This is a genomic window from Gaoshiqia sediminis (assembly GCF_025907915.1).
Lineage (GTDB): Bacteria > Bacteroidota > Bacteroidia > Bacteroidales > Prolixibacteraceae > Gaoshiqia > Gaoshiqia sediminis.
In genome coordinates, this window is the sequence record NZ_JAPAAF010000017.1 from 49,499 (window position 1) to 62,296 (window position 12,798).

The 12,798-nt window shown below is 42.4% G+C and carries 20 protein-coding genes; 1 reads left to right on the plus strand and 19 read right to left on the minus strand.

The features are described 5' to 3' along the window. Positions 1-9 precede the first annotated feature (9 nt). From N2K84_RS12165 to N2K84_RS12230, 14 genes are all read right to left on the minus strand, one after another. Complete coding sequence (locus N2K84_RS12165; protein WP_282592091.1) at positions 10-2,448, minus strand: phage tail tape measure protein; 2,439 nt, start codon at positions 2,446-2,448, stop codon at positions 10-12. A 1-nt stretch (position 2,449) separates the two neighbouring features. Further along, positions 2,450-2,908, minus strand: coding sequence for a hypothetical protein (locus N2K84_RS12170; RefSeq protein WP_282592092.1), 459 nt, complete (start codon positions 2,906-2,908; stop codon positions 2,450-2,452). Between the two features lie 10 nt (positions 2,909-2,918). Then, on the minus strand, positions 2,919-3,143 hold the full coding sequence (locus tag N2K84_RS12175) for a hypothetical protein (protein ID WP_282592093.1): 225 nt from the start codon (positions 3,141-3,143) through the stop codon (positions 2,919-2,921). Positions 3,144-3,331: 188 nt separating this feature from the next. After that, positions 3,332-3,499 carry a ribbon-helix-helix protein, CopG family gene (locus tag N2K84_RS12180; protein WP_282592094.1) on the minus strand — a complete coding sequence of 56 codons (168 nt, stop codon included), beginning with the start codon at positions 3,497-3,499 and terminating at the stop codon, positions 3,332-3,334. A gap of 260 nt (positions 3,500-3,759) precedes the next feature. After that, positions 3,760-4,104: a hypothetical protein gene (locus N2K84_RS12185; RefSeq protein WP_282592095.1), complete on the minus strand. Its 345-nt coding sequence runs from the start codon at positions 4,102-4,104 to the stop codon at positions 3,760-3,762. A gap of 26 nt (positions 4,105-4,130) precedes the next feature. Continuing rightward, positions 4,131-4,535: a hypothetical protein gene (locus tag N2K84_RS12190; protein ID WP_282592096.1), complete on the minus strand. Its 405-nt coding sequence runs from the start codon at positions 4,533-4,535 to the stop codon at positions 4,131-4,133. A gap of 19 nt (positions 4,536-4,554) precedes the next feature. Then, positions 4,555-4,794: a hypothetical protein gene (locus N2K84_RS12195; protein ID WP_282592097.1), complete on the minus strand. Its 240-nt coding sequence runs from the start codon at positions 4,792-4,794 to the stop codon at positions 4,555-4,557. A gap of 12 nt (positions 4,795-4,806) precedes the next feature. Next, the gene (locus N2K84_RS12200) at positions 4,807-5,112 is read right to left on the minus strand and encodes a hypothetical protein (RefSeq protein WP_282592098.1); all 306 of its coding nucleotides are present in this window, start codon (positions 5,110-5,112) and stop codon (positions 4,807-4,809) included. Between the two features lie 19 nt (positions 5,113-5,131). Beyond that, positions 5,132-5,416 carry a hypothetical protein gene (locus N2K84_RS12205; RefSeq protein ID WP_282592099.1) on the minus strand — a complete coding sequence of 95 codons (285 nt, stop codon included), beginning with the start codon at positions 5,414-5,416 and terminating at the stop codon, positions 5,132-5,134. Positions 5,417-5,443: 27 nt separating this feature from the next. Then, positions 5,444-5,848, minus strand: a complete 405-nt coding sequence (locus N2K84_RS12210) for a PriCT-2 domain-containing protein (protein ID WP_282592100.1) — start codon at positions 5,846-5,848, stop codon at positions 5,444-5,446. Beyond that, on the minus strand, positions 5,838-6,419 hold the full coding sequence (locus tag N2K84_RS12215) for a BT4734/BF3469 family protein (RefSeq protein ID WP_282592101.1): 582 nt from the start codon (positions 6,417-6,419) through the stop codon (positions 5,838-5,840). Before N2K84_RS12215 ends, N2K84_RS12210 begins: the two co-directional genes overlap by 11 nt. Positions 6,420-6,733: 314 nt before the next feature. Then, on the minus strand, positions 6,734-8,536 hold the full coding sequence (locus N2K84_RS12220; protein ID WP_282592102.1) for a hypothetical protein: 1,803 nt from the start codon (positions 8,534-8,536) through the stop codon (positions 6,734-6,736). Between the two features lie 11 nt (positions 8,537-8,547). Beyond that, positions 8,548-8,691: a hypothetical protein gene (locus tag N2K84_RS12225; protein ID WP_282592103.1), complete on the minus strand. Its 144-nt coding sequence runs from the start codon at positions 8,689-8,691 to the stop codon at positions 8,548-8,550. A gap of 4 nt (positions 8,692-8,695) precedes the next feature. Then, a complete protein-coding gene (locus tag N2K84_RS12230; RefSeq protein ID WP_282592104.1) occupies positions 8,696-8,962 on the minus strand; it encodes a helix-turn-helix domain-containing protein in 267 nt (88 codons plus the stop codon). Positions 8,963-9,261: 299 nt separating this feature from the next. On the opposite strand from N2K84_RS12230, the gene N2K84_RS12235 reads away from it, so the two are divergent. Then, the gene (locus N2K84_RS12235; RefSeq protein ID WP_282592105.1) at positions 9,262-9,876 is read left to right on the plus strand and encodes a helix-turn-helix domain-containing protein; all 615 of its coding nucleotides are present in this window, start codon (positions 9,262-9,264) and stop codon (positions 9,874-9,876) included. Positions 9,877-10,148: 272 nt separating this feature from the next. Here the strand turns inward: N2K84_RS12235 and N2K84_RS12240 are convergent, their stop codons facing one another. From N2K84_RS12240 to N2K84_RS12260, 5 genes are read right to left on the minus strand one after another with little or no spacing between them, the layout of a single operon-like run. After that, positions 10,149-10,598: a helix-turn-helix domain-containing protein gene (locus N2K84_RS12240; protein ID WP_282592106.1), complete on the minus strand. Its 450-nt coding sequence runs from the start codon at positions 10,596-10,598 to the stop codon at positions 10,149-10,151. A 9-nt stretch (positions 10,599-10,607) separates the two neighbouring features. Next, positions 10,608-10,940 (minus strand): type II toxin-antitoxin system HigB family toxin, encoded by a 333-nt coding sequence (locus N2K84_RS12245; RefSeq protein WP_282592107.1) that lies wholly within the window; start codon positions 10,938-10,940, stop codon positions 10,608-10,610. A 47-nt stretch (positions 10,941-10,987) separates the two neighbouring features. After that, positions 10,988-11,155, minus strand: coding sequence for a Txe/YoeB family addiction module toxin (locus N2K84_RS12250; protein WP_282592108.1), 168 nt, complete (start codon positions 11,153-11,155; stop codon positions 10,988-10,990). Next, on the minus strand, positions 11,155-11,409 hold the full coding sequence (locus N2K84_RS12255) for a type II toxin-antitoxin system Phd/YefM family antitoxin (RefSeq protein ID WP_282592109.1): 255 nt from the start codon (positions 11,407-11,409) through the stop codon (positions 11,155-11,157). Before N2K84_RS12255 ends, N2K84_RS12250 begins: the two co-directional genes overlap by 1 nt. Positions 11,410-11,435: 26 nt before the next feature. Then, a complete protein-coding gene (locus N2K84_RS12260; RefSeq protein WP_282592110.1) occupies positions 11,436-12,713 on the minus strand; it encodes a site-specific integrase in 1,278 nt (425 codons plus the stop codon). Positions 12,714-12,798 lie beyond the last annotated feature (85 nt).

Genomic DNA, 12,798 nt, shown 5'->3' on the forward strand with positions numbered 1-12,798 from the left:
ATTTTGGGGTTATTTTCTGTAAACTTTGTTTTTAAAATTTTCGATTTCCTTTATTGCCTCATCCAAGCTGCCCGATCCATACTTATTGATGGTGGCTTTAGCGTGTATCCCTTCTTCCAACTTCCTGTTCAGTTTGTCGATGAGTGCGGTTAGCCTGGGGTCTGATTGGACGATCACCTGGGGGCTATTGGTTTGGGCGATCGCTGAACCGGCAGGTTTGAAAGCAGGCATCCTGTTGGAAGGGCTTACCGCTTCAATTACACCCGGATTGATGGTGTAGGGCTTTTTCCTGAAATCCTCCAGCCACTGAATTACCGGACCAGTAACCGGGTTGTTCAGCATTCGGTTGGGGGCAATCCATTCCTGACCGGCTTCCCCGGCGCGATAAATACGATCCCCGTTAGTAAATCCACCAACAGCATATCCAGAAACCTTACTAGTCGCACTTTTAATTGTTGAAATCAATGTTGCAACCTGGGCAGCAAAACCAATAATCATCGGTATATTAAATGGGAATGGTACGCTAGCGGCGGTTTCTCCGGTACCTTTGGCAATATTAATAACGGTCTCGGCAATGGCATAAGCTTGTTTAGCAATTAATGCGGCTTTTCCAATCTTGGTTTCTTCGCCAAAAACAGAAATAATCGTATCAAGTGAGGATAAATATGCTTCCTTTTTTCTTTGCTGTAATTGGATCTCGCCCTCAGTCCTCATTCTGGCGGCTTCAGCTTCGGCATCCATAGCATGTTGACGTAGTTTGCTACTTTCGAGAACCGCTTCAGTAAAAGCATCCTCCAACTCAACACGGGGATCTATGTTTTCAATCATACCAGGAATCTCCAATTCATCTTCCGGAGAACTGATCCCGCCTGTCGGTGTGCCTGTCGATGTGTCCGGTGTCGTATTTTCGCCGGGCTTTTTGATAATTGTTGATACTTCAACATACTGTTTCACCGGTTGAATCTGCCCGTTCATGGTTTCATTCCAGGCATCCTTCCAGCTTTCGGCAATTTTTTTCGCATTCCCTACAACCGTCTCTTTCATGTTGGCACCGTAATCCTGGAAGGCTTCTTTAATGCCGGATAGGTCAAAAGTAAGGACGGCCTTTACCAGCTTTCCTCCAAGTTTGAGTTGCTCCCAGAATCCGGCCAAAGCTGTTTTAACCAAGGTAAAGCCACTTTCCCACATGGCCAGCATGTACTGGATGCCAGCACGGACCGGTAGGCTTTCGTTATACAGCGTGATAAACCAATCCCGAATTCCGGCAATGCCTTGGGCTAGTCCCGAAATACCGGTTGCCAGCAAGTCGATGGAGAAAGCCTTGATGGCATCCAGTGTGCCGGTCCCGGTTCCCATCAGTTCGCTCCAGGCTTGCTTCAACCTGGTGTTGGCTTCCAGAAGCCTCTCCTGTGCTTGGGCATTCTCGCCCGCCCCCGCTTTCAGTTTGTCCAGGCTCAACTCAGCAGTCCCAAGCATGGTAATAAATTGCAGACCGGCATCCTCACCGGGGCCGCCAAAGATATCGGCAATGGCAGTCCCAACTTGTGCGCTTTGCGGGGGTAGTTCTGCCAGCCGGTTGCTAACCATCCGAATAGAATCAAAAATGCTGATGGTTCCGTTCCGTAACTGCTCCTGGATGTTTGACGAACTGAGGCCAATACCGTCCAGTGCGTTCCTGGTAGCTGTTGTCATCTCGCGGAGGCGCAAAGTGCCTTCTTTGATCGTGTCAATCCCTTTATCGCTGTATATGCCAGTCTTAACCTGTTGGCTGATCAGCGCAATAGATTCGTCGGCAGACAGCCCGGCGGCTTTCAGCTGGGGGCCATACTCTTTTAGAATGTCCAGAAACTCACCGGAATTATCCGCACCGGTCAAAAAGCCGTCATTCACTTTTGACAAAGCTTCGTCCAAGGAGATGCCCATCGTTTGGGCGAAGCTGTTAACGCCAACCAGCACTTCATTGAAATCCCGGTTGAATGTGTCGGCAGTAGCCTGCACCCTGGCTGTAAAGTCGGCCAATGGTTGCCCCGAAAGTCCGGTCAGTTTTTCAGCCTCGCGGCGGGCTTTGGCTGTCTCGACATACAAGTTAAACAGGGCTTTTGCGCCTTTAACCGCTCCTGCAATTAACGCACCCCAGCCAAAGGCAGGCAATAAACCCTTGGCAGAGGTCAAAAGCTTAGACATAACGCCGTTGTTTTTTTCGGCGGCATCCGTGTTTTTATTCCATTGTTTTGCTGTGTCTCTGATGGTTTTATTATGCACGTCCATCATTGACTTTAGCTGACCGACCTTTTGCATCTGCTTGTTATACTCAGCTGATCCAACTTCCATTTTTTTCAGCTCACCGCGCGCTTTGAAGAACTCTTTTTCGATGGATTTAATATCATTTTTGATCTCTTTACCGTCAATAAATAGGTAAACCCCGCGTTTTTCAATCTTTGTTGACATCTTATTTCAATTTTTCGACTGTTGATCTTAAAATAGCATCTGCATTAATTTCTCCGATTTTATCGGCCAGTTCCGGCAAGTGTCGGTCCAGGACAGGAAATACCCAATCCTTTGGCTGTCTAGTCCCTGGGCCTTTGCCTTTCAATACGAAAATGCCATGACGGGCAAAAGTGAAGCTAACACCGTCAATCTCCTCACCGTAATGACGAAACAGCTTTGATCGCACTGAATCACTCAGGTTGGGTTCGTTCTTGGTTGTTCGAGTAACAAAGCTTTTTATTCCTTTTTTACGGGCATCTTCGACTCCTTTTATTACGTTGGTGTTTTGGCCTTTATTTCGAAGCACGAAACTTTTCCCGCGGGGAAACATCGAGGTTGCATTGGATTTCAGTCCACGGATCACTTTCGGTGTCCACTGTTCGACTAGCTTATTTTGTATTTGAATAACCTTGTTGTCCATATCCTTTGTTTTATTTGGTTAACGCTGCATCAGGAACGCTCATTTGTTCCGGTTTCCCCTGGCTGTTCAACCAGGACACGAAATAGTCGTCAGACTCATCATCATCCCACAAAAGCGCGTAGCGGGTAATGGTCATTGCAGTTTTTCGTTTCTCATCCGACTTTAGAAAAACTTTATCACCTAGTCCGAATCGGAGGTGAGGCTGCTCTTTTTTTGTTTCGATGTTTAAAATCATTTTATCCAGTTTAAAAATTAGTTCAGAAATCAATATATCGCTGAATATCGCTGACAATGTGCAATATAATTGAAACACAGAGGGGCGTTAAAACGCCCAAAGACCTATCCGTTTTAGAGGCCCCCCCGAGCTCGCCCTGTCTTTTTGGGCAGATCAAAGAGCAGAAACGCAGGAAATATGACAGCGGGTCACTGCTCATGTTCTGCCTTTATTTCTTCTTTTTTTATCTCGTGAATTATAAGCTGCCGGACAAACTCACTCCGGGACATTTGCCGCTTGGCACACATATACTCCAGGTAGCGCGAATCTTCTATGGTTAGGCGAGCCGAAACCAGACAGGACAATGAGTGATCCATTTTCATTTTATTTTTTGATAATAAACCGAAGGTAAAAAGAGGAGGTAACAAATGAAAGGACAGATTGTATACGTCTGGTTATTAGGAATAAAGGTAAATTTGAAAGAGAATTGATAGCATAGTAATACAGCTTATGCGATATGTAAACAAAAAGAAATCCCGGCAGTTGACAGACCGGGATTCCACCAGCCAAAAAGAGCAGGAAAGGGCTGGATTTGCTTTCACTGGCCTGGCCAGTGAAAAAAATAGTTGATGTGGATTTATTTGCTTTTATCAAATATCCGGATATACCAGGGAGCTCGCTTTATTCCCCAACGTTTTGCCCACTCTCGGTTTGCTTTCAGTTCCCACCATTCAGAATCAAGAGGGTAAGGATCTACCCCATTACTCTCCAGAAAGGAAACGAGGCTCATTGATAGGGTTCCATAATACTCAATTAAATCATCCATTACGACCCTTAGTTCAAGTATTTTATTCGCGTCATTATCGGACAGCTCGGGGAAAAGTGTCAGGTCCATATCTCCAAGCCATTTCGTGGACTCGAATCCTGTTATGATGTTTGCCAGGTGTTTAATGGCTTGTTGTGCGTATTCGATCTTAGTCATAGTTTGTAAATTTGGATTTTTTATATTCAGAACATTTTAGAAAACAAACTAGCGTTTTCTGGTTCGCTTTCACTCACTAAATGCGGAGGTCCAATCTCGAAAGATTTTATTTCTTTGATCCTGCTGGCTACCTCTTTGGCTAAATTGCTTGCCTCGGTTGCGCTCTCTGCTTTGACGATTATTGGAACAGGCGACATCTTTCCGTTGTGGTATTCACCACGAAGCATAGCCCGGTAGTTGAATAATTCAAACGGGTTCTCAGACAGTGTGATAATCTGATAACTCACATAAGGTGGCAACTCATTAAGCCGTTGTTCAATTTGCTGGATCGCTTGCTGCCTGCCACTAGCGGTGCAAGTGTATTTTGCCTGGTTAATTGGTTGCTGATGGTTGCTATAATTCAGCTTAACTTTTGCGTAATACTTTCTCATGTTGATTATTTCTCCCGGTTTATTCGTCTTTTCCTGTCCTGAATATGCCGTCCAGATCAACCGTGATAAACGGCAGATTTTCCAATAATTCTTTCAGGTCGGTTTCGAGATCAACAAGATGGATCAAGTTTTCGAGAGCTTCCAGGTCGTGCCCTGATCCGTTGCCCGTGGAGTTCAGGATCAGGTAGTTTTTAACTTCGTTCAGGGCTTGAATCCTTTGTTTGAGAATTCTGTCTTTAAGCAAATCAGATGGTTGCATAATAATTGATTTTTATTGTTTTGTTGATAAATTAAAATTGTACGGGCGCCGCAATTCAATAAGATAGTCCCGGCAATAGGATAGGTTACAGGAGAGGGTGTTGAGAATTTCTGTCCTTTCTTTCTTGTCGATTCCACTGTAATCAACAGTCTCTCGCGCGATGAAACATATCGCATCGGCCATATATTCCCGAAAGCATTCAATTGATTCGTTTTCGTTCCGTTGTAACTCCTTGATCTGTTCAATCAGCCTGGGCGTTAACACTGCTCCATTGATCTCAATGGTTTGGTTTTCTTCAAGTGTAATTTTCTTTTCCATGATTTTAATTTTTTGGTTATTACAATTCCTCTGTTGCTGTTAAATCAGTTGGTCTTTTCAAATATTTCAATTTGTTGTAGATCGAGGCTAAGTCGCTAATGAGAACTATTGTTTCTGGTGTCCCGTTTTCGTTCATGTCCATTAGTATTTTAGCGATGCTGTCTGCAATTACTGCGCGGTCAGATTTGAGCATATAATTGTCATCGCTTTGTAACGTTTCTAATTCTAAAAGAATGGCCGGGGTGATCACTGCTTCGCCAATTTTAAAATTCTCTCCGATTTTGATTACGTCTTGTGTTTTCATAATTCTAAATTTTACTTGTTAATAATCTTATACTTTTATATTTATCCCGGCAGACTGGGCCAGGTAGAAAAAAGTCTTTATTGTTATTCCGTACCGGCGGTTTGCCCGGCAATGGTCAAACTGTTTGTCGCACTTTTCCGGGTCGTAATCGGGATGAAACCGGCTGATCCGGTGGAACCAGTCGCGGCCTGTTTCGCCAAACTCATCGGCCAGGGCAAAACCCAGGGTGAGCCAATCGCTGTAATTGCAGGTCAAATCCAATTGGTAAGCTTCAATCCGGCGGACAATAACTTCAATATCATGCCCGATCCCGGTTTTGCTTTTTCCGCTTTCAACTGGCCGGGACTGTTTTTTCCTTTTGGCAGCGGGCAACCAGTCAGCCGGGTTGAACGGCTTCCGGACAATTAGCCATATTTCGGGATCAAAGGTCATATTGGTGCTTTTTTTTAATGAAAAGAAACCGGGGATGCACATAGGCATCCGGGTCCCATCCCAGGAAACAAACCCGGCAAACGTCACGGCCTGACTTGTCAACCCCAATCCCGTGTGTACTGCGTATATAATTGCTAACCGCATCGAAATACTCACCGTGCGTGTACTGGCCTGTAACATTGATCTCGATAACCCATTTTAGGCCGTTGCCATTGGGCGAAACAAAAAGTAGCTGGGTCTCAAAATACGGGTCCTTTAATAATTGTGCTTTCACCGCCTGAACATCCTCCAGGTGATCGAAGTCCAGCACCAGGTAACCGGAGTGCTCAATAAGTTCGGCCTCGTTGCGCCTGGTGAATGATCCGCTGAATGTTACAAAATCAAAGCTGGCAGATTTAAACTTCCGGTTTGCTTCTTTGTCTTCAATTGGACGAAGCCGGAGTGTCCTGTCTTTGGCATAGTCGGATGAAATATACAGGTAGGCATCCCGCAGGGTGATCTGCCGGTAGGGTGATTTGTTGGTTATCGGGGCCTTGAAAAAGCTGAACATGGGTGTCTTCCGGGCTGTCATAGTGCTAATTTTTTTAAGGCGGAGATTTGTGTATATGCTTGGGTGTAAATGTTGTAAATGCTGTAAATAGAATAACGCATGGTATAGATAATCAGTAATTTACAGAAACACCCATTGTAAATGTCCTTATTACTGACAATACGGCCTATTAAGCATGAAATCAATATTTTAGGGTCGTTTTTTGCACATTTACAACATTTACAATGCTTTTTTATGTTTATTACTACATGTGTAAATGATGTAAATGGATTGTAAATATCTAATCTATTGTCATTCATTTGTTTACACTTTTAGATTTACAGTATTTACCACATTTACAGATTCAATTCTATTTCGTTGATTGAATATTCGTTTTCTGTTAAATTCAATCGAAACTGATAGCAAGATCCAAAATGAGAATCGGTGTAAGCTCCACCTCTGCCTTTTTGTGTGTTCGGGATAAATGGGGAATAAGATTTAGAGGTCAATAGCATTCTAAGGCTGTTTGAATCCAAAAACTTCTGATTGTTGTTTTTACAGTACCGGACATATTCCGGGTAAACTAATTGAAGTTTAATCTGCAGAACCGATTCTCCGGTTTCGTCTCTTTTTAGCCGATAGTGGCTTTTTTTCGGGTCGCTGACAGGTAAATCATGAATGAACTGGACCAGGTTGCCATTGCGTATGTTATAGGCAAATGCTTGCCAAAATATGGTTACCTCGTCTGTTTGCCGAAGTAATATATTCTGCTCTTTTGCGTTTTCAACAACTGCCCTGGTGATATCATTGAAGGAAAAGGGGAAAGGTAGTTTTTTGTATAACAACCTGGCCGGAGTCAGGATCAGTGCCACATGCTTCAATGTCCGTTCGGCAAAGTCGGCTTTCAGGCTTTCCCGCAATTCCCTGATGTTTTCATCAAACGTTTTTCTGAAATTTTTGGCAAAAAACTCCCGGTGGCGTAGGATATCTGTTATCACTCTCCCCCATCCCTGCTCCTGGAGGCGGTGCAACTCATTGAAGGCTTCCCGCTGTTGAGCAGAAAACTTGTTGTTCTCAAAATGCAGCAGGATCATTCGGCTTAGTACTGCCGTTTTTTGGTTTGGCAGGTGGTTGCCATCAAAAACGATAGCCGATTTTACTGATGCAATCCGGGTGCGGTTATCGTTACTTTTCACTCCGGTTACCCGGCCCGATCCATCGTAAGCCGTGAGGATAAGATCCTGGTTCGCTTCGTCAGTTTCAGGTGTGTATTCCTTCAAATAAAATATGGTATTATTCCGGCTCGCTATTGTTCGGGAAAGAGCTACCTGGGTAGCATTATTCAAAGGGATGCCAATAAAATCGCCACCAAAAACACGTAAAAGGTACTCTGTCATTGAGGTTTTTCCGGTGCCATAAGCCCCAAATAGAAAGAGAAAAGGAAAAAACCCAACCTTATCAAAAACAATCTCCCAGAATAATGAAAGGATCAAAAATAGAATCGCGATTCCTCCGTTGGTCTCGAACGCTTTATAATAAAGAATAGCCCAATTTTCAAAATCGATTTCGGAATTTAAAAATACGAATTTACGTTCGCCTTCGTAATCGGGATTATTGATGTGAGCTTGTCCGAAAGCTGGTAAATAATAGCGGTTACCAGAATCAGGGCATGTAATTACCCCTACTTCATCCGCATTTAAAAGCTTTCCCGACGTGGTAAAAATAGCGTTGCTAAAGGCATAAACCTGATGTTCGGGGTTCCATCCCATTGTTTCAATGATATGGGCCTGGACTTCATTATCCATCCAGTGGGAAAATATGCGTTTGAGCTGGTAGGTATTTCCGTAAAAAGTGCATTGCTTACTTTTCAAAATCGTCTCAAAAGTTTCCAGTTTCATTTCTCCAGATTGGATTTCGATTAGGTAAGTCTCGCCGGTGTTGCGCTGTATCTGGATAATACGTTTACTATTATTGGTCCCATTGACCAAGTGAAAAAGGCTTGATCCGACAAAGTTGGAAAGCTCCACTTTTACCTTGTTCCGCCGTTGAATCTCAACAGTAAAGTACTTGCCACCATAGATGTAAAATCCATATATTTCGAGATGATCTTCCTGGCTTTCGGTGTCGGGTATCTGGGGGAGTTGTTTGTTTGGTAGCATGTTGTTTTTTTTCACTTAATGTTGATCCTGCTTTCTTTTTCCTTCCGTTCCCGGATTACCTTCTGGAGCCAAAGGATTCTTTCGGCTCGTTCCTTGCTAATCTTTACTTTGCCAATACCGGGAAAAGTAGCTGTGAATGTTTTTTTCTTTTTCATAAGCTCATTCAATTTTTTTGTAAGCTTCAATCAGTTCTGAACGTAACAAAAAGCGGGTGCGCCCTTTACCATGCACCGGTACTTTACCGGCGTTTATCCATTTGCAGAGGGTTTGATAGCTAACGTCAATGTACCTGGCTCCATCGCCAACGGTCATTTTCTCGGTTTCAAAGTCAGTTGGCTTTTTTTTGTTTGATGAATGTTCGTCCAGGATCATCTTTAACCCCTTGGCGATTTCTTCGGCAGTGGAGAGTATCATTACTTTTTCCATAATTAAAGGATTAGAGGTCGTACGTTTGTTTGAGGGCGTGCCGGATTAAGTCGGTGATTTTTACTCTTTTTGCACGGCAGTAACTTAGAATCTCTTTTTGTTCTGTTGGGGTTACGGGCAGATGAATAGCCTTAGATCTTATTTCCTTTTTGGGAATTTCAATGTTTTTCATTGGACATCATTGTTATAGTTAAAACATGTACAAATATAGCTAAAGATATTAAAACAAATAGAAAAAGCTATACTTTTATTTGGAAGAACAATTCTTATTATATAGCTTTTTCTATATTTTTGTATTTATGAAACCCATTGGAGAAAGAATAAAGGAAATAAGACAATCGAAAGGTATAAGTCAAACTATTGTTGCTGAGACCTGTGGAATCAAACAGTCATCCTACGCCAATATTGAGAATGGAAAAACTCAAAATATCACAATTGAGATAGGTAAAGGCATTGCCAGAGCTTTGGATGTCTCGTTTATTGAGTTGTTTGATATCGCTATTTCAGATAAATACTTCGACGGCTATAAAGCTGATTTAGAATCAATAACGGAGGCGTATTCGGATCTAGATGAAACAGTAAAAGAGTTGCTTGAGCGGATTAAGGAAAAAGACCTGCTGATTGAAACCTTGAAAAATGAAAAATCACACGTAAGGCAGCACTTGGTTATGCAACTGGTTAGCAATTTCACCTTTGACGTAAATTTTATCAGTAATCAGATTGCAAATACAAAAGATGAAAAAGAGAAAGCCGAACTTGAGAAGAAAAAAGACGATGTAGTAAGGGTGTTCAACCTAAACAAAGACTACTATATCAAAACCGGTTTTTTATCTAACAAAGAGTTTGATGATTACTTCGAAGAAATAAAGGATTTGGACAGAATGCTAAGGAGCAATGATCGATATTTTATTTAGTTGTTTCTTGTTTCCTAATTGATATGGATAATCCTGAGCATAACCACCATTTAATTTAGAGAGACTCCTGAGGAGATTGACGTTTTACTAGAAAAACGCGGTAGATATGCACCCAAAAACGTTTAATTTGAGACATTTTAGCGTGTAAAATGTTATTTTGATGGAATCCTACCTCCTGCGCGGAGTGGTTCAGGTGCAGTTTTTCTTGCAATGCGGTAAACTCGGACAGCGGCATTATAAGAATACTTTTACCGTGGGGCAGAAGTTAACCATCACACCGCCACCCTATTCTCCATATTCTTCCGGGTGTTCATCAGGCTTGCATTTCGGAAATGCCTGTTTATTTCGTTTACCAGTTTGTAGGGGCGGTTAAAAGCTTCTTGGTTAACCTTGAAATGATCGGAAAGCCGCCGGATCGTTTCTTTGGACAATCCTTTTTGGCAGTTCAGTATTTTTGAAACCGTGCCTTTCGATAAATTAAGGATACGGGCCAGATCAACCGCTTTCAGGTTATTTTCTTCCATCAACGATTTTAACAGTTCAACCGGGGTAAGTTCGTCAAATGAACTGTTCTCGCTGTCCCATTTTTCAATTAGCAGGGTAAGTAACTCAATTTCATCGGTCAGGGTTCTATCTCCTTTGACCAGTAACTCTTCCAATGTATTGCAATACTCGTTGTACTGCTCTTCGTTTTTAATGATGGTGTATTTTAACGTGTTCATTGCCTTGGGTTAAAAAATGTCGATAAAATATTGTTCCCCTTTATTACAAAGTTTGGTGTAAGCTGCATGAGTGCCAATCCATTTTATAAATAAATGGACTTTCTGTCCACCGAAATAGTATTTGCAGATCATCCGGTATTTATTCCCGCCAATGTTAAACACCACCCGGTCTGAGCCATTTCCAAGTATATCCGCACTGCTGAATGTTCCAACAATTTCCTGGGGCGTTTCCCAGTCTGCCCGTGTAACAATGGACAACCAACTATTAAACGGCTGCTTTGCCTGGGTATTCTCAGCCACAAAGCCTTCAATAGATTGCTTTTTTATCAGATGAACTCTCATAGATGAATGACGCAAAATTAAATAAAAAGTTTCACAAAAGGAAACTATTAGATGTTTCCAAATGCTTTATTCAGGGCTTCTGGTTTACCGGTTCCGGCAAATGGGGTTCGCTGGCATTCTTTGATCAGCGCGTTTATTTTTCTCAGAACCTTCCGGTCATTCTCTATCCAGTACTGGTAATCCTCCCAGGCTGACTTATCCCAAAAGATATCCATTATTCTACAATTTGCCGTTTTACCAAACCTTGTTTGGCGTTTATGTTCTCAATGGCACTTTCAAGCCGTTTCCGGTTGGTTATGCTCCGGTTCAGGTGCATGGTTTCCTGTATGGCGTTAAACTCAGCCAGTGACATCATTACAACGCTTTTGCCCTTTGGCCGGTGAACAACCAACAGTTCTTCGTTGTCGGTAACCTGGTCCAGGTTGGCTTTCAGGTTTTGCCGTAGCTCAGAATAATTTACTGCTTTCATAGCTATCAATTTTTATACGTACAAAATTACGTACTTTTTCCAATCTCACCAAGCGTATTAAAGGCAGCCATCAGTTTTTCTTTTTTCGTGTGGTTAGATATCTGGAGGTATCGTTTCAGTGTCTTTTCCCTGGTGATTCCGGTTATGGCCTTTATCATTTCGATATCCAGTCCCCGTTCATATGCCAGACTGATAAAAGTTTTTCTGGCTGTATGTGTTCCTATCAGTTCATGCTTTGGCCTGAATTCTTTTACCGTAACGTTTTTTACAAATGTTTTATACTCGGTTAATGCTTTGATCCCGGCCAGTTCGCAACATTTCTTGATGTATTCGTTTATCTTCTGATTGGAGAATTTTGGCAAAAGCTTATAATGTTCCGGGTATCGGTCGATAATGGTTTGAAGCCCTGGGAATACAGGAATGATTACTTCTTTGTTTGTTTTCTGGGTGGTAATCCGGATCATGCCATCGTTGATGTTGTCTTTCGTCAACTGGACCAGGTCAACATACCGAAGCCCAGTAAGGCATCCAAAACAAAAAAAGTCCCTGGCCTTTGCCAGTTTATTATTTGCAAACTCAAAGGTTATCAGCTGCTGGAGTTCTTCCCAGTTAAGGGATATTATACTGATCTCCTTTTCCGGTGCTGAAAACTTTTTGAAGGCCAAATTTTCATGAAATTTCCGCTCATGGCTCCAGTTCATAAATGCTTTAAACTTATCGGCAATGGCGGCCAAGTAGTTAAAGCCGTGGTTTTGGTCAACCAGGATGTATTCTTTCAACCGGTCCCAAAATTCCAGGTTGATGTTTTCAAAGGTCATTTTGTATCCGGTTTTCTCTTCAAATTCTTTTAGCTTGGTGTGGATGGTTTTACGGTTCCGGGTGGTGTTATAGGCTTTTTCCAGCTGTCCGGCTTTCAAAAAGAGGTCGTAAGCTTCCCACAGTGACGGGTTGTTTGCTTGCCGGCCCATCTTATCGCCGTTAAGATATTTGCGCACCAAATCCGGAGTAATCTCAATATCCTGTTGCTGGCATTGTTTGAAATAAATTTTTGCATCAGACTGTAACTCATCCAATCGAAGGTTTATATTCTCATGGTCGTTGTCTGGTTCGTCCGGTCGGGGCGGGCTTACCCGTTGTTTCTTTTTATTCCAGTGCCGGACCTTTACCCTGTCAACTGTTTTTGAGATGTTCTTATACGTTGTTTTTCCGGCTGTTTTCACCGTTACTGCAATGTTTGCCTTGATGGGTGAGAATCCTTTTTTGTTGGCGTTATTTTTGTCGATATAATACGTTACGTTCACCATTTGTAGAGATGTTAAGAGAGATAAAGGTAAATCAAAAGAGAGAAAAAAGAGAGAACATTGTATATAATTGTTTAAAATTAGCTCT